Here is a 24,948-nt window from a genome sequence, read left to right on the forward strand (position 1 = left end):
CTTGCCGCGGCCGTAGGCTGGCCGTGGCACCTCGCGCAGAAGGTCGTCGCCGCTCTCTAGGGCCGCGTGCCGCGTTCGATGCATACGCCCACCGCCTTCGCGCCGCGCACCGCCCCCGGCTTGGAGAGCTTCAGCCGCACCCAGGCGACGCCGAACTCCTCGCGGATGATCGCGGCACAGCGTTCGGCAAGCGTCTCCACCAGGCCGAAGCTGGAACTGCCAACGTAGTCGATCAGCCGCTTGGACACGTCCTTGTAGTTCAGCGTGTGCGCGATGTCGTCGCTGGCGGCCGGCACGGTGTTGTCGAACGCCATCTCGATGTCGAACGCCAGCGTCTGGCGCACGCGGCGCTCCCAGTCGTAGATGCCGATCACGGCGTCGATGCGCAGATCCTCGATGAAAACGATATCCATGGCGGTGCGTCGGCGAAATACAGGCCTTACAGGGTCGGCGACTGCGCGCACAGATGCAAGCCGGCGCCGTTTCACGCCAGCGGCACGCAGACCGGCGCGCGACGTGCTAGATGTGGAGCCTCCACACCATCTAGGATCCACAATGAGCACTCCCGCCAACGTGACGGCCGCCATCGCCAGCACGCCCTACACCGTCCGCCTTGGCGACGACCGCGGCCACCAATGGTTGGCCGACGAGCCGGAAGACCTGCATGGCGCCAATGCCGGCCCCGACCCGCACCGGCTGCTGCTCTCCAGCCTCGGCGCCTGTACCTCGATCACGCTGAAGATGTACGCCGAGCGTAAGGGCTGGCCGCTGGAAGGCGTCGAAGTGGCGCTGGATTTCAATCCCGATGGCGCGCCAGAGGCTGGCACGAACCTTATTCGGCGACGCATCGCCCTGTACGGCCAGCTGGACGAACATCAGCGCGAACGGTTGCTGCAGATCGCCAACGCCTGCCCGATCCACAAGGTGCTGAGCGGCCAGATCCGCATCGATTCCGCTCTGGAATAAGCCCGTAGCGATGGCGGAAATGCGATCATGGCGCATGACCACCTTCGCCACGCTCCCGCTCAAGCCCGCCCTGCTCGCCAGCCTCGAAACCCTCGGCTATGCAGAGATGACGCCGGTGCAGGCGCAAAGCCTGCCGCCGATGCTGGAAGGTCGCGACGTGATCGCGCAAGCGCGGACCGGCAGCGGCAAGACTGCCGCGTTCGGACTGGCCTTGCTGCAGGCGCTTCAGGTGGAAACGATCCGCCTGCAGGTGCTGGTGCTGTGCCCCACTCGCGAACTGGCCGACCAGGTCAGCAAGGCGATCCGCAAGCTTGCCGCGAACATCCCCAATGTGAAGCTGCTGACCCTGTGCGGCGGCATGCCGCTGGGGCCGCAGCTGGCCTCTCTCACGCACGACCCGCACATCGTGGTCGGCACGCCCGGCCGCGTGCAGGAACATCTGAAGCGCGGCAGCTTGCACGGCGGCGGCATCAAGGTGCTGGTGCTGGATGAGGCCGACCGCATGCTCGACATGGGCTTCAGCGAGGCGATCGACGACATCGTCGGGCGCATCGCGAAGCATCACCAGACGCTGCTGTTCTCGGCCACCTATGCGGACGAGATCCGCGAGGTGAGCAAGCGCCTGCAGCGCGAACCGGTGGAAGTGACAGTGGAAGCGCCGCACGAGGAAACCACCATCGAGCAGCGTTTCCACGAAGTGGAGCCCGCGCAGAAGATGGACGCGCTGGCGCAATTGCTCGGCAAGGGCGCACTCAGTGCGGAACAGGCGCAGCACGCGCTGGTGTTCTGCAACATGCGCAAGGACGTGGACGCCGTCGCGCAGGAACTGGACCGCCGCGGCTTCTCCGCACTTGCGCTGCACGGTGACATGGAACAGCGCGACCGCGACGAAGTGCTGGTGCAATTCGCCAACCGCAGCTGCTGCATCCTGGTAGCCACCGACGTGGCCGCACGCGGCCTGGACATCACGGCGCTGCCGCTGGTGGTCAGCTACGACATCGCCCACGATCCGGACACGCACACGCATCGCGTCGGCCGCACCGGGCGCGCTGGCGAGGCCGGCCTCGCCATCACCCTCGTCACCCCGCGCGAACGCCCCAAGGCACTGAACATCGAAGAGCAGCTCGGCCGTCCGCTGCCCTGGCACCCGCTGCGCGTATCGCCGCCACGCGGCAAGCAGCTCAATCTTGCGCCGATGAAGACCCTCGTCATCGATGCCGGCAGGCAGGACAAGCTACGCCCCGGCGACATCCTCGGCGCCCTCACCGGCGACGCCGGGCTGACCGCGCAGGACATCGGCAAGATCGACGTGTTTGCCACCCGCGCCTACGTGGCGATCAGCCGCGCACTGGCGAACAAGGCGCTGGAACGGCTGCGCGCGGGGCGCATCAAGGGCCGCAATTTCCGGGTGCGGGCGTTGGCCTAACTGCGGCGCGATGCCGTAAGCCAGCCGGCGGCGCCGCGTCCGGCGAGCAGGCCGCTGGCGAAGCAGGCGGTGAGCAGGTAGCCGCCGGTGGGCGCCTCCCAGTCCAGCATCTCGCCGGCACAGAACGTGCCGGGCAGCGCGCGCAGCATCAGCCGTTCGTCCAGCGCCTCCAGCCGCACGCCACCCGCCGTGCTGATCGCCTCGGCCAATGGGCGCGGGGCGCGCAGCGTCAGCGGCAATGCCTTGATGCGTGCGGCAAGTGCGGCCGGATCGGCCAACGCGGATTTGTCGGTGGCCTCGAACACCAGCGCGCACTTCGCGGCATCCAGATGCGCGCGGCGGCGCAGCCAGTCGCCCAGGCTGTGTTTGCCGCGCGGCGCGGCGAGGCGCTCGGCCAGCGCTGCCTGGGCGACGCCCGGCGCAAGGTCGAGGTGCAGCATCGCCTGGCCGTCCTGTGCGATCCGCTCGCGCAGATCCGCGCCGATGGCATAGACGAGGCTGCCCTCGATGCCGTATTCGCTGAGCACGCATTCGCCCTGCCGCACCTGCGCGACGCCATGGCGATCGACCCAGTGCGCTGCCACCGCCTTCAGCGGTGCGCCGGCGAAGCGGCTGCGCAGGTGTTCGCTCCAGCCGATCTCGAAGCCGCAGTTGGCGCTCTGCAGGGGGGCCAAGTCCACGCCCATGGCGCGCAAGGGCGCCACCCAGGTGCCATCGGAACCCAGTTTCGGCCAACTCGCTCCGCCCAGCGCCAGCACGGTGGCATCGGCCGCGATGGCACGTTCGCCGTCCGGCGTGGCGAAGCGCAGCGCGCCGTCGGCGCGCCAGCCCAACCAGCGGTGATGCATGTGGAAAGCCACGCCGCCGGCACGCAGCCGGTGCAGCCAGCGGCGCAGCAGCGGCGCGGCCTTCATGTCGGCGGGAAACACCCGGCCCGAACTGCCGACGAAGGTTTCCACGCCGAGTCCGCGTGCCCAGGTGCGCAGCGCGTCGGCGTCGAAGGCGCGCAGCCAGCATGCGACTTCCTCGCGTCGGGCACCGTAACGCGCAACGAATGCCGCAAACGACTCGCCATGGGTGAGGTTGAGCCCGCCCTTGCCGGCGAGCAGGAATTTCCTGCCTACCGAGCCCATCGCGTCGTACAGGTCAACCGCGATACCGGCCGCACAGGCCGCCTCGGCAGCCATCAGGCCGGCCGGGCCACCGCCGATGATGGCCAGGCGCAGTGGGATGTTCGTCGTCATCCGTGCATGGTCGCATGCCGGGCGAGCACGGGTACAAGAATCGCCATAAGCGATCTTTGATATCGCACAGCGATAGCCCGAAGCGTCTGTCAGGGATGGCGGGCGTAAAAAAGCCCGATCGTTGCCGGCCGGGCCAAATCCGATCCACGTGGGGCGCGCCCTCCGCGCGCCCCACGCACAAACCTTAGTGCAGGATCGCGTGCGAGATCGCGCAGGAGTTGGTGTCGTTCGACCAGCTAGCCTGCTCGGTGAAGGTACCCGTACCCATGGACACGTTCGCCGCACCGCCCGGCTGACCGGCGGCGATCCAGGCGCACTCGTCCGAGTTCTCCTGGCCGCTGCTCGGATTGCTCCAGCCGCTCGACGGATAGGTGTCCGACATCATCTCGTGCCACTCGTGGCCCAGGGTCATCGTCCAGCCATCGAGGGTACCCGCGCTGCCCGAGTTCACGAAGTTCACGCCACAGCTGGCTCCCAGGTCCATGTTGTAGGGCTGGTTGCTGTAGGCGATGTTGCCGTAGGACGAGGCGGTGTAGTTGTGCCACGCGCAGTAGCCCTGGGTCGGGCTCTGGTAGTTGTCCGGGTCGGACCCGTGCGGCGACATGATGATGTAGTAGGTGTAGCGGTTCGAGCCGGCCGCGGTGTTGCCGAAGTGCGCCGCCGCCTTGATCGCCTCGTTCGCCAGGTCGGTCGCGGTAGGCGCGCTGGGCGCCGCCGAGTTGTCGTACCACGAACCCGCGTAGATGCCGCCGGTCTGGTACGGCACGAAGCTCGCCGTGGACGCGCAGCTGGTAGCGCCCTTGACCGCATACGGGCCGTCGCACCACTGGGTCAGGTCGGCCGACCACGTCTCGCTGCCGGTGCCGATGCCCTTGAACATTTCCTCGGCCACTCCGGCGGCACCATCAGCGTCGTTCGAGAATACGTCGTCGCCCTTGGCGTTGGCGCTCTGCGTACCCCAATTGCTGCCGTAGTACACGATGTAGACCTTGATGTGGCTGTCCATCACGCTGCCGCCGCCAAAGGACAGCGTCTTGGCGCTGCCGCCGCCACCATGGTGCGAAGACTCGTAACGATGCATCTGCCCCTGCACCTCACGAGTGGGCAACGCGCCATGCCGATACGTGTGGCCGAAGGCCGGCGCATAAGGATTGAATTCCGGATTCTGCTCAGCGGACTGCGCCAGCAGCGTGCCCGAAGAAAGGCCGAGCACGACAGATGCCACAAGAGCTTTCATTGCAAAAGACTTCATTTTCACTCCCCCGAGTGTTGGGTCTGGATGGTCAAGCTTGGTAGTAGCCGCGACATGCACCATGCGTGTCGTGGATGGCACATCCCCTGTCGAACGCCGCGGGACGCGAGGCAATCACCTCGCATCCCGGGCAAAGATGACGCGCCTCCCTGCGCGCCGTGTCCCCATCAGTACCGATCTCAGTGCAGGATCGCGTGCGAGATCGCGCAGGAGTTGGTGTCGTTCGACCAGCTCGCCTGCTCGGTGAAGGTGCCCGTGCCCATGGCCACGCTCGCCGCACCGCCAGGCTGACCCGCCGCGATCCAGGCGCACTCGTCGGAGTTCTCCTGGCCGTTGGTCGGATTGCTCCAGCCGCCCGACGGGTAGGTGTCCGACATCGTCTCGTGCCACTCGTGGCCCAGCGTCATCGTCCAGCCGTCCAGGCTGCCGGCGCTACCCGAGTGCACGAAGTTCACGCCACAGCCCGCGCCGGAATCCATGTTGTAGGGCTGGTTGCTGTAGGCGATGTCGCCGTACGACGAGGTGGTGTAGTCGTGCCACGCGCAGTACGAACCCTGGTAGTTGTCCGGATTGGAGCCGTGCGGCGAAATGACGACGTAGTAGGTGTAGCGGTTCGAGCCCGCTGCGGTGTTGCCGAAGTGCGCCGCCGCCTTGATCGCCTCGTTCGCCAGGTCGGTCGCGGTCGGTGCGCTGGGTGCCGTCGTGTTGTCGTACCACGAGCCCGCGTAGATGCCGCCGGTCTGGTACGGCACGAAGTTGGCGTTCGACGGGCAGCTGGTGGCGCCCTTGACCGCGTACGGACCGTCGCACCACTGGGTCAGGTCGGCCGACCACGTCTCGCTGCCGGTGCCGATGCCCTTGAACATCTCTTCGGCCACTGCCGCGGCGCCGTAGGAGTCATTCGAGAACACGTCGTCGCCCTTGGCGTTGCTGCTCTGCGTGCCCCACTGGCTGCCGTAGTACACGATGTAGACCTTCACGTGGCCATCCATCACGCCCACACCGCTGGTGCCGCCGCCATAGGCCAGCGTCTTCGAGCTGCCGTGATGGCGCGAAGCCGCGTAACGGTGCATCTGCGCCTGCACCGAACGGGTGGGTATCGCACCATGGCGATACGAATGCCCATACGAAGGCGCGTAAGGATTGACTTCCAGATTCTGATTGGCGGACTGGGCCAGCAGAGCGCCCGAGGCCAGGCCGAGCATGACCGATGCTGCAATGGCTTTCATGACGATCGATTTCATGTTCACACCTCCGCGTGATGAGTCGGATTGCCGTTGGCAGGCGCCGCACGCACCTGCATGCGATGGATGGCACTTCCCTTGTCGACGCTAGTGGACTCGAGGCGACCCCCTTGCACTCCGGGTCAAAACGGCGCGCATCCCTGCGCGCCGTGTGTTTCATCCGAGCGTCATGCCCCAGCTGTTCAGCATGTCGGTGCCGCCGTTGCACCCGGGATCGTTGCCGATCGCCCGCAACGTGGTCGTAGGTCGCGCTGTAGCGCATAGCTTCATGCCGGGGAAGCCGGCCAAAGCGGCACACACCGGCGTACTCATCACCAAGGCGTGGGCGGCGGCCAGTGCTTTCATTCCTGCGTACTGCATGCAACGCCCCCAAAATTTTGGACAAACGGGCCCTACGCGGCCTGATGACCGCGCTGCAAGACATGTCGCACCCCGTGCGACGCCGCTTTATTGCCTGCCAGACGACTCCCGAGCACCCGCTACCACATTCGGCCGCTGTCCCCCTATGACATTCCCTCTCACGGACGGCCTTGGGCTTTTGCTCGACGACACCTGCCCCCGCAGGTGTTGCCCGGAATCATTCGCCGATGCTCCCCATGGCGAATTCGATGAAACTACGAAATCGAATTTGCACCCGTCAATACTAGGAAGTCGCATATGTAACCATCGGCACATCAATTGTTCATGTTTTCTTCATGTTGAAATTTCACGCATAAACTTGCTATTCTTTATCGTAATTACATGCGATAACTCAGAGCCTCGACCTTCGATAACATTCTTATAATTCAGTGTGATACGACATCATTCCGGCAATGGTTCACGTGGCGCTCCTTCGAATGTGTGCAGATTTCCGCAGTAAATAACGAATTTCAGCAGCAAGAAAACACTGTTCGAACAAAATAATGGCCGGTCCATTGCCTTCGATTATCGGGGCTCAATTGACCGACTGATTCATTTTTTGCCGGCGTTCGTGCGCGCAACAACAGGCCCGAAGTTGCGATACGGTGATTGCCATGGTGGCACCCACCAGCACGCATCCGACCAGGAAAAGATGAAGTTGCCTGACATGCCGACCCGAACCGTCATTCAAGGCCGAGAGGTGGTGCGCCGTATCATCCTCTCCACATGCTGCGCGATCGCCGTGGCCGTCACCGCTTCCGCCCACGCTGTCGAAATGCCTGCGGAGCCACACGAACAGCCGGCGCTGCACCTGCTGGCGGCCGCGCCCAGCGAGACCGAACTGCGCGCCACCATCGCGAAACTGGTGGGCTTCGGTACCCGCCACACGCTGTCCGACACCCGATCCGATACGCGCGGCATCGGCGCGGCGCGACGTTGGGTGAAGGCACGCTTCGAAGCGATCTCACGCGACTGCGGCGGTTGCCTGGAAGTGATCACGCCTTCGCAGACCTTCACCGGCAAGCGCATGCCGCACCCGGCCGAAGTGATGGACGTGGTGGCGATCAAGCGCGGCAGCGCGGATCCACAACGCGTGATCGCGATCACCGGACACCTGGACTCGCGTGTCAGCGACGTGATGAACGCCAGCAGCGACGCACCCGGCGCCAACGACGATGCTTCCGGCGTGGCCGTGCTGATCGAGGCGGCGCGCCTGCTGTCGAAGCAGGATAACCGCGCGACCCTGGTGTTCGCCGCGCTGTCCGGCGAGGAGCAAGGCCTGTATGGCGGCAAGCTGCTCGCCGACTACGCAGTCGCGCACGGCTGGCAAGTGGAAGCCGAACTCAACAACGACATCGTAGGCAACAGCCGCGGCCAGAATGGCGTGCGCGACAACACCGCGGTGCGTGTGTTCTCGGAAGGCACCCGAAGCAACGAAACCCTGCAGCAAGCCGACTATCGGCGCTACCACGGCGGCGAAGTGGATTCGCCCTCGCGCAATCTCGCCCGCAGCATGGCCGGGCTGGCCGATCAGTACCTGCCCGATTTCCGCGTACGCATGGTCTATCGCACCGACCGCTACGGCCGCGGCGGTGACCAGGTGCCGTTCCTCGAAGCCGGCTATCCGGCTGTGCGCGTCACCGAGGCGCAGGAGGACTACACCCGCCAGCATCAGGACCTGCGCACCGAACATGGCGTGCGCTACGGCGACACCATCGACGGCATCGACTTCCGCTACCTGGCGCGGGTGACCGCGCTCGATGCGATCACCACGGCCACCCTTGGCCGCGCGCCGGCACCACCCTCGGCGATGGACATCCACGGCGCGCTGGCCACCGACACCGCGCTGGACTGGCACAAGGCGCCGGGCGCCGCCGGCTACCGCGTGCACTGGCGCGATACCACCGCGCCGCAATGGCAGCACGCACAGGCGACTGGCGATGTCGACCGCTACGTACTCAAGGATGTGGTGATCGACGACTGGTTCTTCGGCGTGTCGTCGGTTTCCAGCGACGGCTACGAAAGCCCAGTGGTGTTCCCCGGCGACGCCGGCAGCTTTGAACGTTCGCCGCCGGCCGCAACACAGCGCTGACTCCCGCGCTCATGTCCCGCTGGTCGAGGGCACCGCCGGGTGCGGTTCGTCGCTCTGCGGCGCTGTGCCCGACGATGCCGGCTCCGTGCCGGCGGGCTTCTTCTCCATCATCGCGTGCGGATGATGCGCCGACTTGCCACCGCTTGCCGACTGCTGGTCGGAGGCCGCTCCCTTCGTGTACACGATCTGCTTGTCGCCTTCGCACTGGCCGACTACTTTGCCATCCGTCACCGGCTCTTCGTGCTGCACCACCGCGAGCGTGTAGTCCTGCAGCCCCTTCGCCTTCAACTTCGCGTCGATGCTGGCCTTCACCGCATCACACGAGGCATGGGCCAGCACCGGTGCCGCCAGAAGCAGCAGCGCAACGAATACAGCTTGGGTTTTCATCGACGGATCTCCATGAGCCGAAAACCCCATCAAACCGCCCCACCAATGAAATCCGCGTCGACGGCGCTCGAATCTGCCCCGGCGCGCGATCCGGCACGGACGCTCAGTGCGCCGCCTCGTCCAGGCGCACGCCGAGCTGGGCCAGCCGGCGCAGGCCTTCGTCGCTGGGCAACAGGGCGCGGCTGTGCTGGCTGCGGCGCATCCAGCCGGCATCGAGCATGGCGCCGGTGATCGCCACGCCGAGCGGGCCGCCCACGTGCAGCCGGCGCTCGGTCCAGTCCAGGCAGCCGCGCCCGGCGAGCCGCAACAGCTGCTCCGACGAAGGCTCGGCAATGCCCGCCGCCGCCAGCGCCTGCGCGCCGGTCGCCGCGAGGCGCAGGCCACCGCCGTCGCTGTGCAACCAGCCACGGCCCAGCCACGCATCGCACAACGCCACGCCCAGTTGTCCGGCCAGGTGCCGATAGCAGGTGCGCGCGCGGCACAGTGCGGGGTCGCTGCCTTGCGGCCGCGGCAGCCGCGGCGCGCGCGGCAGCGCCATCGCCTCCAGCCATGCCGCCACCTCGTCGTCGGCCAGCCGGTAGTAGCGATGCCGGCCCTGCACGTGCACGGCGAGCAGGCCGCCATCCAGCAGACGCTTCAGGTGTGCGCTCGCAGTGGCCGCGCCGACGCCGGCGACCTGCGCCAGTTCGCCGGCGGGACGGGCGCTGCCGTCCAGCAGCACCAGCAGCATCGCCGCGCGCGCCGGTTCCGCCAACAGGGCGCCGAATTCGGCCAGCTGATAACGATTGGGCATGTTGGCGCGGCTCATGCGCGCAGTGTAGTGCCCGCCGCGCGCCCTCGTTTCGCCGCCCAGCGAAACATCCATCGCCCGATCCGTCGACACTGCCGGCATGGACATCTACCACGCCCCCGACACGCTGCAGATCCGCCCATCGATCCTGTACTTCGGCACCCCGGTGCTGCTGATCACCACACGCAATCCCGACAGTTCCGCCAACATCACGCCGATGTCGTCCGCCTGGGCGCTCGCCGACCGCGTGACGATTGGCCTGACGGGCGGCGGCCAGGGCCTGGCCAACCTGTTGCGCGAACGCGAGTGCGTACTCAACCTCGCCTCCGAATCGATGCGCGAGGCGGTGGAACGCCTGGCACCCACCAGCGGTCGCGATCCGGTGCCGGCGTGGAAGCGCGGCTACCGCCATGCGGCGGACAAGTTCGCCCTGGCCGGTTGGCATGCGCTGCCTTCCGCGTTGGTGGGCGCGCCGCGCATCGCCGAGGCTCCGCTGCAACTGGAAGCACGCCTGCTCCAGGCCACCGAGCATCCGCTGGAGGCCTGGCGCGAAGATGCCGGCGGTTACACCACGCTGGAACTGGAAGTGTGCCAGGTGCATGCGCACGCCGACATCGTGGTGCCCGGCAGCTCGCACATCGATCCGCGCCGCTACCGCCCGCTGTTCTACGTGTTCCGCCATTACTACGGCGTGGGGCCGGCGCTGGGCCGCACGTTCAAGGCCGAGGTGTAAACGGCGGCGGCCCGCATCAAGTGCCGCGCGGCTTGGCCCGGTGCGTCGGTGTGGCCGTCCACGGATCGTCGGGCCACGGGTGTTTCGGGTAGCGTCCCTTCAGCTCCTTCTTCACCTCGGGATAGGTGCGCTCCCAGAAACCGCGCAAGTCCTGGGTAACCTGGATCGGCCGGCCCGCGGGCGACAGCAGGTGCAAGGTCACCGGCACGCGGCCGCCGCCCACGCGCGGAGTGTCGGCAAGGCCGAACAGTTCCTGCAGCTTCACCGCCAGCACCGGCGGCGCATCGGGCGCGTATTCCAGCCGGCGCGTCTGCCCGCTGGGCACCAGCAACGCATCCGGCGCCTGCGCATCCAGCGCCTGGCGCTGTGCATGATCGAGCATCGTCGACAACGCCTGCGACAGTTCCTCTGCCGTCAGCGCGTCGAGCCGGCGCTTGCCATGCAGGTACGGCGCCAGCCAGTCCTCCAGCGTGGCGAGCAGACGCACGTCGGAGACATCGAGCAGGCCAAGCTCCGGCATCCACGCGCGCAGCGCCTGCATGCGCAGGCGCAGGCGAGCTGCGTGTTCGCTCCACGGCAATGCATCCAGCCCTTTGCTGCGGATCGCCGCCAGCAACGCGGGCAGCGCATCCTCCGGCTGCACCGGCACGCTGCGGCGCTCCAGCACGATCGCGGCATAGCGGTATTCCTCGAAGGCCTCCACCGCATCGCGCGCGTCGCTCCAGCGCAGCACGCGTTCGCGCACGAAGTGCTGCGGGTAGTCGCGTTCCAGCGTGCGCGGGTCGAACGGCGCGGCGGCGAGGATCAGGCTGTCGCGCGCCTCGAAGCGCAGGTCCAGCGCCACCAGCCACGGTTCGCCCAGCAGCGCGGTGTTTTCGTGCAGGCGCGCGCCGCGGCCGTTGGCCAGCGTATAGCGCAGGGGATTGGCTCCGTCGCGATGCGCGATCCGATCGGGGAAGGCATGCAGCAACAGATCGCCAACCGCATGGCTGTCCGGTGTGCCGCTGGCGGCGCTGCGCACGTCCAGGCGGCGGCGCCAGCCTTTCGAAGCCTGCTCGATCGCCGCCAGCGCGCCGGCATCGGCACCGTGACCGCGGCGATCGCGCCAGGCATGCAATGCGGCCACGCGGACGCGGAAGTCGTCGCCGCGCGCCTGCTCGCCGCGCAGCTGCGAACGTGCCTCCATCAGCGCCAGCAGGTCGGCCACCAGCGGCCGCAGGTTTTCCGGCGCACGCAGCGCAGCGGCACCGAGCCGCGGCGTGGCGCCCAGCGCCAGCATGCGCCGGCCCAGCGCGGCGATGCGGCCATCGCCGTCCAGCGCGCCGAGATGCGCGAGCAGTTCGCGTGCCTGTGCCAGCGCGCCGGGCGGCGGCGCATCCAGCCACGGCAACGTATCGCTGCCCCAGGCGGCCAGTTCCAGCGCGAGGCCGGACAACTCCGCCTGTGCGATTTCCGCCGTGCGTGCGGGGTCGAGCCGCTTGCTCTGCGGCCACAAGCGATACGCCGTGCCTTCGGCCACGCGGCCCGCACGGCCCGCGCGCTGGTCGGCCGAGGCCTGTGAGATAGCCACGGTTTCCAGCCGGGTGAACCCGGAGTTCGGATCGAAGCGCGGCTCGCGCGCGAGGCCCGCGTCGATCACCGCGCGGATGCCCGGCAAGGTGACGCTGGATTCGGCCACGTTGGTAGCCAGCACGATGCGCCGCATGCCTGGTTCGGCGGACGACAACGCCCACTGCTGCTCGGCCAGCGAAAGTTCGCCGTGCAGCGGCACGATTTCCACATCGTCGCGTTCGAGCGTCTGTTCAAGCATCGCCTGCGTCCGCGCGATCTCGCGGCGCCCCGGCAGGAAAGCCAGCACATCGCCCGCATTCTCCGTCAGCGCCTGCTTTGCCACGCGGGCAAGTTGATGCTCCACGCCCTCCTGCGTGCGAGCCGGCGGATACTCCATACGCACCGGGAAGCTGCGGCCGGGACTCGTGAGCCGCGGCGCGTCCAGCCAGCGCGCGATGCGTTCGCCGTCCAGCGTGGCGGACATCACCACCAGCCGGAGATCCGGCCGCAGCGTGGCCTGCACGTCCAGCGCCAGCGCAGCGCCGAGATCGCCGGCGAGATGGCGCTCGTGGAATTCGTCGAACAGGATCGCGCCGATGCCGGCCAGTTCGGGGTCGTCCTGGATCAGCCGGGTGAGGATGCCCTCGGTAACCACCTCGATGCGCGTGGCCGCACCCACTTTCGATTCGAAGCGGATGCGGTAGCCGACGGTCTGCCCCACCTCCTCACCACGTTGGCGCGCCATGAATTGCGCGGCGGCGCGCGCGGCGATACGGCGCGGCTCCAGCATCACGATCTTTCTGCCGTCCAGCCACGGCGCGTCGAGCAACGCCAGCGGCACCTGGGTGGTCTTGCCGGCGCCGGGCGGCGCCTCCAGCACCAGCCGCGGCGTCGCAGCGAGCGAGGCGCGGATGTCTGGAAGCAGTGGAGTGATCGGAAAGGTCGGCGTAGCGGAACTCATGACACGCCGATGATAACGGTTGACCTCAACCAGCCCGAAGCCATCCGATATCTGAGCGACGCTCGTGCATGCCCCACTTACGCGTAACGTAGGTGTCAGTCCCACCAAACTCGGAATATGGGGCTCGATATGCGCTGAAGATATGGCGGTGCGTCGTGAGCCGGCATTTCCGCAACCTCGTCAGGGGCCAACGGCGAAAGCAAGGACTGAAGCGTGAGTTCAGGCACCGCTCCCGCCACATAGACAACATCACTGAATGGCCAGTCGTCTGCGCCTGGATCTGCTTCATTTATTTCGATGACCACTTGGTCTACATCGTGCCTAGCTGCGAGGGTAGCCAACGTCTCACGAAACGCTGCAATACCAGGATGATTGGGCCATAAATTGCAGCCAATCGAGCCCTCGTCATCGTTGCCGTCAAAGAACTCATCAATTGAGACAAACTGTGGCTCCGGGCAGCTCGCAAGCTTTGACTTAAGAAGAGAGCACTTGCTCGAATCCATAGTCGAGACCCAACTCAAATTCGGTTGCTGATCGAGACCAAATTCCCCGCCGCAATTTCACCATGTTCAACCGTATTGGTATCCGAGCTATCGGCCATCTCAATGCTGCAGCGGTACCGTCTGTGCCGCACCCGTCGAAGCCGGCGCAGCCGCCTCCTTCGCCGCCCGCTCCGCCCGCAGCGGCTTCAGCGATTCGAAGCCCTGCTGGTAGTCGTTGGTGATCTGGCGTGCTTCCTCGCTGTCGCGGATCACGCGCGGGGTGATCAACACGATCAGTTCGGTGCGGTTGCGGTTGCGGGTGGTGCTGCCGAACAGGCGCCCCAGGACCGGTATGCGGTTGAGTCCGGGGATGCCGGTGTCGGTGTTGTCTTCCTGGTCCTGGATCAGGCCGCCGAGCAGCACGGTCTGGCCGCTCTGCACGGCCACCTGGGTGCCGATCTCGCGCTGCGCGATGGTGTAGTTGCCCTGCGCATTCGCGGGACCCTGGGTGGAACTCACCTGCTGATCGATATTGAGGTAGACCAACCCGCCGGGATTGACCCGCGGCTGCACATTGAGGATCACGCCGGTGGGCAGGTAGGTGACGCTGCTGGCCGTGGCGGTGTTGCCTGTGCCGGTGGTCAGGCCGGCGACGAACGACGTCTGGTTGACCGGGATCTGGTTGCCCACCTGGATGTGCGCCACCTGGTTGTTGAGCACCACCAGCGACGGCGCCGACAGCGTCTTGGTGTTGCCGCTCTGCTCCAGCGCATTGACCGCCACCTGGAACTTGCCGTTGCTGCTGAGGAAGGAATAGAAGAAGGGCTGGCCGCCGTACGCGTTGGTGCCCTGCCCCAGCGCGATCTGGCGATGTGCGCCCGGATAGATGCTGGTGGCGCCGTTGTTGTTGAAACCGGTGCCGGTGGGCGTGCTATCGGCCAGGCCTTGCAGATACCACTGCACGCCGAACTGGAACTGGCCGGTGAGATCGACTTCGAGGATCCGCGTCTCGATCTGCACCTGCAGCGGCACGTTATCGAGCCGCTTGATCGCCGTCTCGATCTCGGTCCACTGCGAGGGCCGCGCGCGCACCAGCAGCTGGTTGTTGGAATCCACCGAGCCGATGTGGATGCTGCCGTCCTGCGAGGTGTACTGCTGGTCCTGGCTGGCGGCGTTGGGATTGCCGAAGCTGGTGGAAGAGGCGACGCTGCCGGACATGCCGCCCGCGCCTCCATTGATGCCGTTGGTGTTGCCTAACCCGCCAAGGCCTCCGGTGTTGTTGCCACCCAGCCCGCCAAAGCCTCCCTGGCCGCCGGCTGCGGTGTTGCTGCTGCCGAAGCTGCCCGCCGTGCTGCCCATGCCGCTGGCCGAGCCGCGCGCGTTGTCCGCACTGCCCAGCGTGCCGCTGGTGAGGCCCGGCCCCACCTCGCCGCCGCCGGAACCGCCGCCCGCGCTGCCGCCATAAATCTGCGCCAGGTACTTGGCCAGGTCCGACGCCTTCATGTTGCGCACGTTGTACACGAACAGCTCAGGCTGGTTGCCGCCGCCCTGGTCGATGCGGGCGATCCAGTCGCCCACTTCGTCCACGTAGTTCGGCTGCGTGCTGATCACCACCAGCGCGTTGGTACGCTTGATCGGGATGAAGCGCAGCATGCCGGCCAGCGGCGTGTCGCCCTTGGAGCCGAACATCTCGTCCAGCTTGGGCATCAGCTGGTCCACGTCGGCGTTCTGCAGGTTGAACACACCCACCGACATGCCGCGCAGCCAGTCCACGTCGAAAGTGCGCACCGTGCGCTGGTAGTTGTCCAGTTCCTCCGGCGTGCCCGACATCACCAGCAGGTTGCGGGCGGGGTCGGCCAGCAGCACCGCGTCGGGCCGCGCGAACGGCTTGATCAGCTTCTGCATCTCACTGGCAGCGATGTAGTGCAGCGGAAACAGCCGCGCCTGCAGGCCGCCGACCGGCGCCACCGCGCCGAGGCTGGGCACCAGGTTGCCACCCACCGCCTCCTTCGCCGGCAGCACCACGTAGCTGCCGTTGCGTTCAACCAGCGCGTTGTTGGTCCACGACAGCAAGGTCTCCAGGATCGGCAGCGCCTGGCTGGCGTCCACCGGCTCGGCGGTGGAGAAGGAGATGTTGCCCTGCACGCCGGGCACGATGGTGTAGTTCTTCTTCAGCAGGTCGCCCAGGATCGCCTTCACCACCGCCTGCACCGGCTGGTTCTCGAAGTTGAAGGTGACCCCGCTAGCCCCGGCCACCGGCGGGCGCGGCGTAGCCAGCCCCGTGGGCCGCACGAACTGGCCGCTGCCGCGGCTGATCTTCGGCAGCACCGCGGCATTCGCGGTGCTGGTCTGATCGTTGTTCAGCGGCAGCGGCGCCGGCACCGGCGCGTGGGTACCGGCCATCGCCTCGCGCTGCAGCGAGGCATCGTCCGGTTGCGGCGGCAGGCTGGCGCAGCCGGCCAGCAAGGTCAGCGCCGCCAGCGCGACCGCGCGCGGCAGGATGGATCGAGGCTGGGCCGGCGGCCGCGAACGCACCGAGGTGGACTGGCGGGACATGGTCAGTGGACTCCTTCGGGGTTCGCGGCCTTGGTGGCGGCGCGGCGTTGCATGATCGCGGCCTTGAGCTTGCGCAGGCGGTCGATCTGTTGCGGACTGTATTGGGGCGGCGGCGGGCGCGATGCGCCCTGGCCCATCGGCACGGTTTGCTGCACGGCGCCAACGGGGAACCCGCCGGTGTCGCCCTGCGGCGCGGCGGCAGGCTGCGGCGCCGCCTTGCCGGTATCGATCGGCGCGCCGGCAGGCAGCTTCAATTCGGTGCGCCCCTGCGGCGAATCGAGGATCACCGAGCGCGACTTGACCTCGACCAGGCTCAGGCTGCCGTCGGGCAGCGCCTGGCCTTCGCGCAGGCGCAGCTCCTTGTTGCCGCTCTTGTCGTGCAGCAGCGCCATACGCAGCTGCGGGGTGAGGATGATGCCGGTCAGCTGCAGGTCGCCCAGGCTGCTGCCGCCGTTGGCGGCGTGCGCTTCGGGCTTGCGATCGGGACTGAACAGCGATTGCTGCCACACCGGCGCGAACTCCGCCAGCGGCACCGGCGCCGGCAGGCCGCCAGCATGCCGGCCGGTCGCGGGCGGCAGCGCTGGCGCGCGCGGCGCATCCCAGCGCACGCCGCGGCCGAACCCGGCCAGCAGCGACAGCCATGCCGCGCCAAGCAGCAACGCGACGATCACCAGCCCCGGGGTCAGCCGGCGTTGAGTGGCCGCGTTCATAGCGCCGCTCCCGGCATGTCGGTGGTTTGATCCGGCGTGGGCGTCGACGCTGCGGTAGCCGGGGCGGCGTTATTGCCGGGACGCACGTAGCCGGACAGAGTGAACTGCACCTCCAGCGGCGGGCCGCCGCCCTGCTGCGCCGCGACCGGATTGCGATAGACGCTGAGGTTGTCCACGAACAGGTACGGCGTGCCCTGCTCCAGCGCCTGCAACACGGCGACCAAAGGCTCGATGTCGCAGCTCAGGTTGATGCTCACCGCTGCCTTGCGATACGGCTCGCCCGGACCCGTCGGCGGATTGGGCACCGGCATCTTCTGGGCCACCGTGCAGCTGCCACCGGTGGTGTGCGCGCCCACCACGTCGACCACGCGCTGCATCAGATCGGCGGCGGCGGTGTTCGGATCGTCCTCGGGCAGGAAGGCGTTGCTGGCGGCCTGGCCCGCGCCCAGCGCGGCGATGCGCTGCTGCAGTTGCGGCTGCTCGGCGATCGCCGCGGCGTAGCGGCTCTGGGTGTCGCGCAAGTCGCCCATCTGCGCAGCGATGTCGCGCAGCGGTGCCACGAACCACCAATGCAGCAGCAGCAGGTAGGCCAGCAGCAGCGCCAGTACCAGCAGGCCGATCGCCGCGATGCGGCTGTCGCGCGTCGAGAGTTTCAGCGCCTTCATGGCGTGCTCCCGCTGTTAGCCGGCTGGCCGGCAGCGGCCTTGCCGGCGTCGGCATGTTCCGGCGCCGGCTTGTGCGACTGCGCCACCATGTAGAAGCGCTCCTTGCCGGTGGCCGGATCGGACTGGATGCTGCCCTGGAAATTCGCGTTGTCGATCACTGGCGAGCCCTTGAGCAGATCCAGTAGCTTGGCCGCCTGCGGACTCTGGCCCTGGAAACCGATCTGGCCGTTGTCGTCGAGAGTGAAACGCTCCAGCCACGCAGTGGACGGCAGCCGCCGGGTGAGATCCAGCAACACGCCGAGCACCGTGGCGCGCTGCGCCTTGCGCTGCGCCAGGAAACCGGCCGCGCCGGCATCGTCCTGCAATTGCTTGCGCAGCACGGCCACCTGCTGTGCCTTGCCGCGCATCGCCTCGACCTGCGTCTGCATCTGCGCCAGCGCGCTTTCGCGGTTATGCAGCCAGCTGCCCAGCGCCAGAAAGACCAGCAGCACGCAAGCCGCCGCCAGCGCCAGGTTCAGGCGCAGCCGCGGACGCGTGCGGTGCGCCGCCTGTTCCGGCGGCAACAGATCGACACCGAGGCGACCGGCATCCTGCGGCAGATCCACCGCGTCGACCGTGATGCCCGAAGCCTGCAGCCGGGCCAGCAGCGGATCGAGCGTATCGCGCCGCACCACCAGCAGCTCCACCGCGCAGCGCCCGGCCGCTGCCGGCTGCGCCAGCTCGCGTACCGCGTAATACACCTGCGCGGCGTTGAACGGCGTCTGCCGGTCCATCTCGAAACCCGCTACCTGATGCAACTTGCCGCGCGCGGCCACCGGCAGCTGCAACACGCGGCGCAACACCGCGTGGGCGGGCAACAGCAAGGCCAGCCGGCGATCTTCGGGGTCGGTACCCTGCCACGCGGCGGCCAGCTCGGCCTGCTGCGTGGTGGGGTCGAGGTCGTCGCTCCAGCGCGCCAGCGGCTCGGAACGACCGGCGCGGCGCAAGCGCCAGTCGCCGTCGACCTGCTGCAACAGGTGCCAGCCGGCGCCATCGGCCAGCGCCGCACGCCAACGCGGCGGCAGCAGCGCGACCAGTTCGCCGCCCCACCATGCAAAAAAAGCCGGCAGGGGCGAAGCACGCCAGCCCCGGCGCCATCCGTCCAGCAGTGGCCGCAGCGACTGCATCGCAGCACTCATTCCACGTCCCCTTCCTGCCAGCGCAAGACCTTGTATGGCTGCGCTCCCATTCCCCCGACCTGAAAGCGTATTGTGGCGCGGATTACCGCTCGCGCACCATCGGCCAGTACGGCTTCCGCACGAATACTATGCGTGATCCCGCCACCGATGGCTGGTGCGGCCGCGCGGCTGTTTTGCTCCCGTGTGGCTTTGATCGCCTGCAACTGTTGCGGATCGAGTCCGGGGATCGCCGACAGTACCAGCGGCGAGGCGGTATTCGGATCAGGAAGGGCCAGGCCCGACCACAGGGTGAGATCCGGCTCGACGCGCTGATACAGCGCCGGCGTCATGCCCAGCACGAGCTGAAGCTCCTGCAGGCTGGCAAAGGGACCGTGGCGCGGACCGTAATCGCGCCCGGCCGCAACATAGGCTGCACTGTCGCGCATGGTGTCGGTACCGATGATTGGAAGGCTTCGCCACGTCACCACGTTCGTGGCCAGCTTGCCGGCCGCGGCATCGTCCAACCCCTCGGCACGGAACAGCCCTTTCAGCATCTCCGGCGTGGCAGCGTTCAGATCGACCTTGCCGCCTTCGTCGGTCACCGTGATGCTGACCGCGGCATCGTCGAAACGGAACGGATAGACACGGCCATCGCCAACCCAGCGGCGCTGCGCCACGGGATCCTGTACCGCGTACACCGCCCGCATCACGCCCGCCTCCGCCGCATAGTGGGCACGCGTCTGCGCGAACTGGTAGCGAGTCTGCATGGCCTGCGTGCGCGCCAGCACGGCATAGCCGCCCAGCAGAACCGCCAGCAACGTGCATGCCCACAGCACCAGCAGCAAGGCAACGCCACGCTGAGCTGCACGCCGGTTCATCGGCCACCACCGTTCAACGGCATGCTGCCAGGCAGCAACCCGACCCGGCCGACCACAGCCGAAGCGTCGACCCGCAAGGGCACGTCCAGCTCCGGCCAGTCGTAACTGCCTTGCAGCTGCAAGCGGACGCGCACCAGCTGCGGCAGACGCTGACCGTCCGCCCAGCTGTCGGCCCACGGCAGCACGCGATTCAAGGCATCCTGGCCGCGGTAGCTGAAGCTGCCGCCCTTGACGTGGTCGAGCAGCACCTGGGGCTCGCCCAACGGTTTCGGCCGTTGCCCGTCCGGCGGCAGCAGCGCCACACTCAACTCCAGCCGCGACGCGCCCTTGCCGTCGCTGACCAGGCGCAGCTGCTGCAGCTGGGCACCCAGCTTGCCGAGATAACCCGGCAGCGGCGCGACATAGCGCATCTCGTGTTCGCTGCCACTGAAGTAGACCGGTCGCCCCTGGTCGTCGCGCTCGATCGGTTGCGCCAGCGCCTGGGCCAGTTCGCCGCGCAGGAAGCGCTGGGCGGAGCCGATTTCGTCGATGCGTGCGATCGCCGCGCTGCCCGAACCCACCCCATGGGTCGCGCTGCGCACGCCGGCATACACGCCCACCAGCAACAACGACAGCAAGGCCAGTGCGCCCAACACTTCCAGCAAGGTGAAGCCACGTTGGCGCAAAGCGTGTTTATGACCTCCGCATGGCCCGCACCGGGAGCTATTTGCGCGCAGGCTAGGGAAGAAGGAGGGCGTCCGTCCACGACCGAGCGATGACGCAGGTGCGTGGGTAAACAGACCCGGGCTTTCGGGTTGCCTTGCCGTGGCCGTCATGCGGCAGCACGCGGCTTGATCTGCCAGCCAGACAGGCGCCGCGCCATGCGCCACCACCTGACGGCCACGGTAAGGCAGCGTAGGCCATGCGGAGGTCATAAACAGGCGCTCATGGCGCGTTGCCGCCCGCGGTCGGCGGGCCGCCGAGGCGCAAGGTGCTGAAGCGCGCGACCTGGGGGTGCGCCCGATTGCCCCAGCGCATGGTGAGATCGAGCCGGTACAACTGCAGCATCGGGTCGCGCGGGTGCGGACCGGGCGGATCCCACGGCGCCACGTCCAATTGCCAGCTGTAGCGGTGATCGAAATCGCCGGAACGGCTGCCCGGCCGCAGCGGCTCCGCCACATAGGCGCTGTCGAGCACGCTGCGTGCCCACAGCGCTGCCTCGTCGTGCGCCGCCGCGTTGCGCGACAGCGCGATCGCGCCGCTGGCCACCTTCATCAGCGCGGCGAAGGCAATCGCCAGCAGCAGCATCGCAGCAATGACTTCGAGCAGGGAAAAACCGCGCTCGCGCTTCATCACGTCGCCACCTTGTCGACCACCGCGACCTGTCCGGTGAGCCACGACACATTGATCCGCCACTCGCGGCGGCCGCTGTGCAGGATGATGTGGCCGCCGGTGGAGCTGCCGTCAGGAAAGAAGCGGATGCGCCCGGTGTGCTCGTTCGGGCGATCCTCCAGCGCGCTGGTGATGGAAAGCTTCAGGCCCTTGGGCAGGCGCACGCCTTTCCGCTTGGCGTCGCTCCAGGTGTCGGCGCCGATATCCACGTCGAAATACTGTTCCTTGCCTTGCACGATCGCCTGTGCGCGGGTGGCACGCAGCGCGGCGGCGATCTCGCCGCTGGCGGCGTTGATGCGCGCACTGGCCAGGCCCTGGGTCACCGACACTGACACCGCCGCCGCCGCGATGCCGATCAGCAGGATCACCACCAGCATTTCCAGCAAGGTGAAGCCGCGGACGCGGCGGCGTGCTCCACGCACATGCGGGAAAAGGCATAGCAGCACGCGTGGCGGCGCAAGACCCATGCTCTACTGCCAGTTACCCACGTCCTTGTCGTAGTCGTCACCGCCGGGCTTGCCGTCGCGGCCATAGAAGATCAGGTCGAAGTTGCCGTGGTCGCCAGGGTACTTGTAGCCGAAGGTGTGTCCCCACGGATCCTTCAGCTCGGACTCCTTCGCATACGGGCCCTGCCAGTTCGGCGCGTTCGCCGGCTTGGTTACCAGGTCTTCCAACTGTTGCGGCGGTGTGCCGTTGTCCAGCGCGTAGTTCTCGACCTTCTGGCTGAGCGTGACCAGCTGGGCTTTGCCCGCGCCGTACTTGCCCTTATCCATGTTCTTGCCGACCTGGGTCACCACCACCGCGCCGACGATGCCGATCAGCACGATCACCGCGAGCATTTCCAGCAGGGTGAAGCCGCCTGCGCGGCGAAGGGAACGGATGCGTTTGTGCTGCATGGAATGGCCTCGTGGCATCGTTGTCGGAATCGGGAATCGCGTTACTGGATGTTGCTGGTGAGGCTGAGCAGCGGCAGCAGGATCGCCGCCATGATGAAACCCACCAGCACGGTCATCACCACGGTGAGCGCGGGCACCAGCGCGGCGAGCAGGCGGTCGATCGAGCGTCGGCTTTCCAGCTCGAAGGTGTCGGCTACCTTGAGCAGCATGCCGTCCAGTTCGCCGGCCTCCTCGCCTACCTGCACCATCTGCAGCGCGAGGCGCGGGAATACCTTCGACTGCCCCAGCGCGAGGCTGAGCCCGGAGCCTTCCTTCACCTGCTCGTGGGCCTGCAGCAGCGCCGCGTCCAGGGCACGGTTGGCGGTGACCTGGCGCGCGATGGACAGCGCGCCCAGCAGCGGCACGCCGTTCTTCAACAGCGTGCCCAGCGTGCGCGCGATGCGTGCGGTCTGCACCTTCAGCAGCAGCGGACCGGCCACGCGCAGGCGCAGCAGGCGCGCATCCCAGGCCAGCCGCGTCGCCGGATCGCGCAGGCGTACGCGCAGCAGGAACACGCTGCCGACGATCAGCAGCAGGATCAGCCACCACCACGCCTGCATGGTGTTGCCCAGCGCCAGCACCAGTTCGGTGATCCACGGCAGCTGCACTTGCATGTCCTGGAAGATCGGCACGAACTGCGGCACCACGTAGGCCAGCAACAGCACCAGCGAACCCAGCACGCCCACCAGCAGGAAGGCCGGGTAGATCAGCGAGTTGATGATGCTGCCGCGCAGCTGCTGCGAGCGTTCGAGATAGTCGGCGAGCCGGCGCAGCGTCTCCTCCAGCGAACCGCCCGCCTCGCCCGCACGCACCAGCGCGATGTACAGCTTGGGGAACACGCCGTGTTCCTCGTCCAGCGCCTGCGACAACGGCATGCCGCCGCGCACGCGGTCGCGCACCCGCTCGATCAGCTTTTTCGCGCGCTCGCCCTCGGGCAGATCCATCAGAATGCCCAGCGCACGGTCCAGCGGCTGGCCCGCGCCAAGCAGGGTCGCCAGCTGGTGGGTGAACTGCGCCAGCTGGTCGCCGGTGAACGGCCCGCGCTTGAACAGCGCGGCAAAACCGGAGCCGCCGCCCATCGTATCGGCCGGCTGCGCCTCCAGCGGCGTGTGGCCCTGGTCCTGCAGCCGCGCCACTACCTCCTCGACGCTGGCGGCCTCCATCTGGCCTTGCAGCAATTCGCCGGTTTCGCTGACGGCTTTGTAACTGAACTGGCTCATGCGATCGAACCACGCGCTTCAGCCCCTCTCCCCTCGGGAGAGGGGTTGGGGTGAGGGTTCGGGCATGACGCAGCGCCACGCCCCGCCCGTACCCTCATCCGCCCTTCGGGCACCTTCTCCCGGAGGGAGAAGGGAAAGAGCGCCTTAACCCTCTTGCGTGACACGCAGCACCTCCTCCAGCGTGGTGATGCCGGCCAGCGACTTGGCGATGCCGTCCTCGTACATGCTGCGCATGCCTTCGGCGCGCGCCTGTTTCTCGATCTCGCCGGCGTCGGCGCGCTGCATCACCAGGCGGCGCAGCGGATCGCTCATCACCAGGAATTCCATGATCGCCTGGCGGCCGCGGTAACCGCTGGGATTGGCGGCGCTGGAGCCGGGCTTCCACAGCCGGATCGGCTTGCCGCCCGCGTATTTCTCCAGCTCGAACTCGGCGATCACCTCGGGCGAGGGCTCGTAGGGAACCGCCGTCTCCGGGTCGAGCCGGCGCACCAGGCGCTGGGCGAGGATGCCGTTGACGGTGGAGCCGAGCAGGTAATCCTCCACGCCCATGTCGAGCAGGCGGGTGATGCCACCAGAGGCGCTGTTGGTGTGCAGCGTGGAGAGCACCAGGTGGCCGGTGAGCGCGGACTGGATCGCGATGCGGCAGGTCTCCAGATCGCGCATTTCACCGATCATGATGACGTCCGGATCCTGACGCACGATGGAACGCAGCGCCGCAGCGAAGTCCAGCCCGATCTGCGGCTTGGCCTGGATCTGGTTGATGCCCTCGATCTGGTATTCGACCGGGTCCTCGACGGTGATGATCTTCACGTCCGGCGTGTTGATCTTCGACAAGGCGGTGTACAGCGTGGTGGTCTTGCCCGAGCCGGTGGGGCCGGTGACCAGCAAGATGCCGTGCGGGCGCTCCAGCACATCGACGAAACGCGACTGGAAGGCGTCGGTGAAGCCCAGCGTGGCGAAATCGAACACCACCGATTCGCGGTCCAGGATACGCATCACCACCGATTCGCCGAAGCTGGTCGGCACGGTGGACACGCGCAGGTCCAGCTCCTTGCCCTGCACGCGCAGCTGGATGCGGCCATCCTGCGGCAAGCGGCGTTCGGCGATGTTGAGCTTGGCCATGATCTTCACGCGCGAGATCACCGCCGCGGTGGACGACGCCGGCGGCGCCTCCACTTCGTGCAGCACGCCGTCGATGCGGTAGCGCACCTTGAGGCGGTTCTCGAACGGCTCGATGTGCACGTCGGAGGCCCGTTGCTCAACGGCGCGCTGCAGGATCAGGTTGACCAGGCGGATCACCGGCGCCTCGCTGGCGAGGTCGCGCAGGTGCTCCACGTCGTCCACCTCGGTGGCGCCGCCGTCGATGTTTTCCACGATGGTGCCCATCGCGGAACGGCCGCTGCCGTAATAGCGTTCGATCAGGTCGTCGATTTCGGAGCGCAAGCCGATGCGCAACGCCACCGGGCGCCCCGCCGCCAGCGTCACCGCCTGCAGCGGGTAGGCATCGGCCGGATCGGCCACCATCAGCGCCAGCCCATGCTCGCCGTCGCTCACCGGCACCACGTGCTGCTGCTTGAGGAAGCGCAGCGAGAGCTCGAGATCCGGCGGCGCCAATTCCGGCGCGTCGCGCGCGGAGAGCATCGGCACGCCGAGCAGTTCGGACCAGGCCTCGGCCAGCTCACGCTCGTTGACCAGACCCAATCGCGCCAGCAACGCGGTGAGCGTGCCCTCGGAGGCCTCCTCGTGCAGCCGCCGGGCCCGCACCAGGTCGCCGTCCTTCAGCCGCCCACGCGCTACCAGCAGCGCACACACCGCTGCCTCGCGTTCGTCCATCGCCGCCGCTCCCTCGTCCTGCGCCGGCTGCACGACTGCCGACATACGTCACCCCACTCAATGAATCGCAAAGCCAAGTAAACCGCTTTCCCAGCC

At 67.6% G+C, this 24,948-nt stretch carries 24 protein-coding genes; 4 read left to right on the forward strand and 20 right to left on the reverse strand.

Features of this window, described 5'->3' with window-relative positions:
* Window positions 1-56 precede the first annotated feature (56 nt).
* A complete protein-coding gene (gene folB, locus ISP14_RS06975; RefSeq protein ID WP_404537524.1) occupies window positions 57-413 on the reverse strand; it encodes a dihydroneopterin aldolase in 357 nt (118 codons plus the stop codon).
* Window positions 414-555: 142 nt separating this feature from the next.
* Between folB and ISP14_RS06980 the strand changes: the two genes are divergently transcribed.
* Both ISP14_RS06980 and dbpA read left to right on the forward strand, forming a co-directional pair.
* Complete coding sequence (locus ISP14_RS06980; RefSeq protein WP_404537526.1) at window positions 556-966, forward strand: OsmC family protein; 411 nt, start codon at window positions 556-558, stop codon at window positions 964-966.
* Between the two features lie 34 nt (window positions 967-1,000).
* Window positions 1,001-2,392, forward strand: coding sequence for an ATP-dependent RNA helicase DbpA (gene dbpA / locus ISP14_RS06985; RefSeq protein WP_404537528.1), 1,392 nt, complete (start codon window positions 1,001-1,003; stop codon window positions 2,390-2,392).
* Here dbpA and ISP14_RS06990 read toward each other — a convergent pair.
* The 4 genes from ISP14_RS06990 to ISP14_RS07005 form a co-directional block, all read right to left on the reverse strand.
* Complete coding sequence (locus tag ISP14_RS06990) at window positions 2,389-3,636, reverse strand: TIGR03862 family flavoprotein (protein WP_404537530.1); 1,248 nt, start codon at window positions 3,634-3,636, stop codon at window positions 2,389-2,391. The genes dbpA and ISP14_RS06990 overlap by 4 nt on opposite strands.
* 184 nt (window positions 3,637-3,820) lie before the next feature.
* Window positions 3,821-4,873, reverse strand: a complete 1,053-nt coding sequence (locus tag ISP14_RS06995) for a hypothetical protein (protein WP_404537532.1) — start codon at window positions 4,871-4,873, stop codon at window positions 3,821-3,823.
* A gap of 194 nt (window positions 4,874-5,067) precedes the next feature.
* Window positions 5,068-6,132: a hypothetical protein gene (locus tag ISP14_RS07000; RefSeq protein WP_404537534.1), complete on the reverse strand. Its 1,065-nt coding sequence runs from the start codon at window positions 6,130-6,132 to the stop codon at window positions 5,068-5,070.
* A gap of 156 nt (window positions 6,133-6,288) precedes the next feature.
* Entirely contained in the window at window positions 6,289-6,477 is a 189-nt protein-coding gene (locus tag ISP14_RS07005; protein WP_404537536.1) for a hypothetical protein, read from the reverse strand.
* Between the two features lie 829 nt (window positions 6,478-7,306).
* Here ISP14_RS07005 and ISP14_RS07010 point away from each other — a divergent pair.
* A complete protein-coding gene (locus tag ISP14_RS07010) occupies window positions 7,307-8,623 on the forward strand; it encodes a M20/M25/M40 family metallo-hydrolase (protein WP_404537824.1) in 1,317 nt (438 codons plus the stop codon).
* 9 nt (window positions 8,624-8,632) lie between these two features.
* On the opposite strand, the gene ISP14_RS07015 is transcribed toward ISP14_RS07010, so the two are convergent.
* Entirely contained in the window at window positions 8,633-9,010 is a 378-nt protein-coding gene (locus tag ISP14_RS07015) for a DUF1161 domain-containing protein (protein WP_404537538.1), read from the reverse strand.
* 103 nt (window positions 9,011-9,113) lie between these two features.
* A complete protein-coding gene (locus ISP14_RS07020; protein WP_404537540.1) occupies window positions 9,114-9,875 on the reverse strand; it encodes an ArsR/SmtB family transcription factor in 762 nt (253 codons plus the stop codon).
* 25 nt (window positions 9,876-9,900) lie between these two features.
* On the opposite strand from ISP14_RS07020, the gene ISP14_RS07025 reads away from it, so the two are divergent.
* Entirely contained in the window at window positions 9,901-10,533 is a 633-nt protein-coding gene (locus ISP14_RS07025) for a flavin reductase family protein (protein WP_404537542.1), read from the forward strand.
* A 16-nt stretch (window positions 10,534-10,549) separates the two neighbouring features.
* Here the strand turns inward: ISP14_RS07025 and hrpB are convergent, their stop codons facing one another.
* The 13 genes from hrpB to gspE form a co-directional block, all read right to left on the reverse strand.
* Window positions 10,550-13,045: an ATP-dependent helicase HrpB gene (gene hrpB / locus ISP14_RS07030; protein ID WP_404537544.1), complete on the reverse strand. Its 2,496-nt coding sequence runs from the start codon at window positions 13,043-13,045 to the stop codon at window positions 10,550-10,552.
* Window positions 13,046-13,140: 95 nt separating this feature from the next.
* Window positions 13,141-13,548 carry a hypothetical protein gene (locus ISP14_RS07035; protein WP_404537546.1) on the reverse strand — a complete coding sequence of 136 codons (408 nt, stop codon included), beginning with the start codon at window positions 13,546-13,548 and terminating at the stop codon, window positions 13,141-13,143.
* Between the two features lie 99 nt (window positions 13,549-13,647).
* Complete coding sequence (gene gspD, locus ISP14_RS07040; protein ID WP_404537548.1) at window positions 13,648-16,083, reverse strand: type II secretion system secretin GspD; 2,436 nt, start codon at window positions 16,081-16,083, stop codon at window positions 13,648-13,650.
* A gap of 2 nt (window positions 16,084-16,085) precedes the next feature.
* The gene (locus tag ISP14_RS07045) at window positions 16,086-16,793 is read right to left on the reverse strand and encodes a hypothetical protein (RefSeq protein ID WP_404537550.1); all 708 of its coding nucleotides are present in this window, start codon (window positions 16,791-16,793) and stop codon (window positions 16,086-16,088) included.
* Entirely contained in the window at window positions 16,790-17,458 is a 669-nt protein-coding gene (gene gspM, locus ISP14_RS07050; RefSeq protein WP_404537552.1) for a type II secretion system protein GspM, read from the reverse strand. The genes ISP14_RS07045 and gspM overlap by 4 nt, the downstream gene beginning before the upstream one ends.
* Entirely contained in the window at window positions 17,455-18,636 is a 1,182-nt protein-coding gene (locus tag ISP14_RS07055) for a PilN domain-containing protein (RefSeq protein ID WP_404537554.1), read from the reverse strand. The genes gspM and ISP14_RS07055 overlap by 4 nt, the downstream gene beginning before the upstream one ends.
* Window positions 18,633-19,451, reverse strand: a complete 819-nt coding sequence (locus tag ISP14_RS07060) for a type II secretion system minor pseudopilin (protein WP_404537826.1) — start codon at window positions 19,449-19,451, stop codon at window positions 18,633-18,635. The genes ISP14_RS07055 and ISP14_RS07060 overlap by 4 nt, the downstream gene beginning before the upstream one ends.
* A 38-nt stretch (window positions 19,452-19,489) precedes the next feature.
* On the reverse strand, window positions 19,490-20,158 hold the full coding sequence (locus tag ISP14_RS07065; RefSeq protein ID WP_404537556.1) for a prepilin-type N-terminal cleavage/methylation domain-containing protein: 669 nt from the start codon (window positions 20,156-20,158) through the stop codon (window positions 19,490-19,492).
* Window positions 20,159-20,417: 259 nt separating this feature from the next.
* The gene (locus ISP14_RS07070; protein ID WP_404537558.1) at window positions 20,418-20,825 is read right to left on the reverse strand and encodes a prepilin-type N-terminal cleavage/methylation domain-containing protein; all 408 of its coding nucleotides are present in this window, start codon (window positions 20,823-20,825) and stop codon (window positions 20,418-20,420) included.
* Window positions 20,825-21,331, reverse strand: a complete 507-nt coding sequence (locus ISP14_RS07075) for a GspH/FimT family pseudopilin (RefSeq protein WP_404537560.1) — start codon at window positions 21,329-21,331, stop codon at window positions 20,825-20,827. The genes ISP14_RS07070 and ISP14_RS07075 overlap by 1 nt, the downstream gene beginning before the upstream one ends.
* A gap of 3 nt (window positions 21,332-21,334) precedes the next feature.
* Window positions 21,335-21,760, reverse strand: coding sequence for a type II secretion system major pseudopilin GspG (gene gspG / locus ISP14_RS07080; RefSeq protein WP_404537562.1), 426 nt, complete (start codon window positions 21,758-21,760; stop codon window positions 21,335-21,337).
* A 41-nt stretch (window positions 21,761-21,801) separates the two neighbouring features.
* Window positions 21,802-23,019: a type II secretion system inner membrane protein GspF gene (gspF, locus tag ISP14_RS07085; RefSeq protein WP_404537564.1), complete on the reverse strand. Its 1,218-nt coding sequence runs from the start codon at window positions 23,017-23,019 to the stop codon at window positions 21,802-21,804.
* A gap of 144 nt (window positions 23,020-23,163) precedes the next feature.
* On the reverse strand, window positions 23,164-24,897 hold the full coding sequence (gspE, locus tag ISP14_RS07090) for a type II secretion system ATPase GspE (protein ID WP_404537566.1): 1,734 nt from the start codon (window positions 24,895-24,897) through the stop codon (window positions 23,164-23,166).
* Window positions 24,898-24,948 lie beyond the last annotated feature (51 nt).

This window comes from Dyella agri, from assembly GCF_044904705.1.
In the GTDB taxonomy this organism is placed as follows: Bacteria; Pseudomonadota; Gammaproteobacteria; order Xanthomonadales; family Rhodanobacteraceae; genus Rhodanobacter_A; species Rhodanobacter_A agri.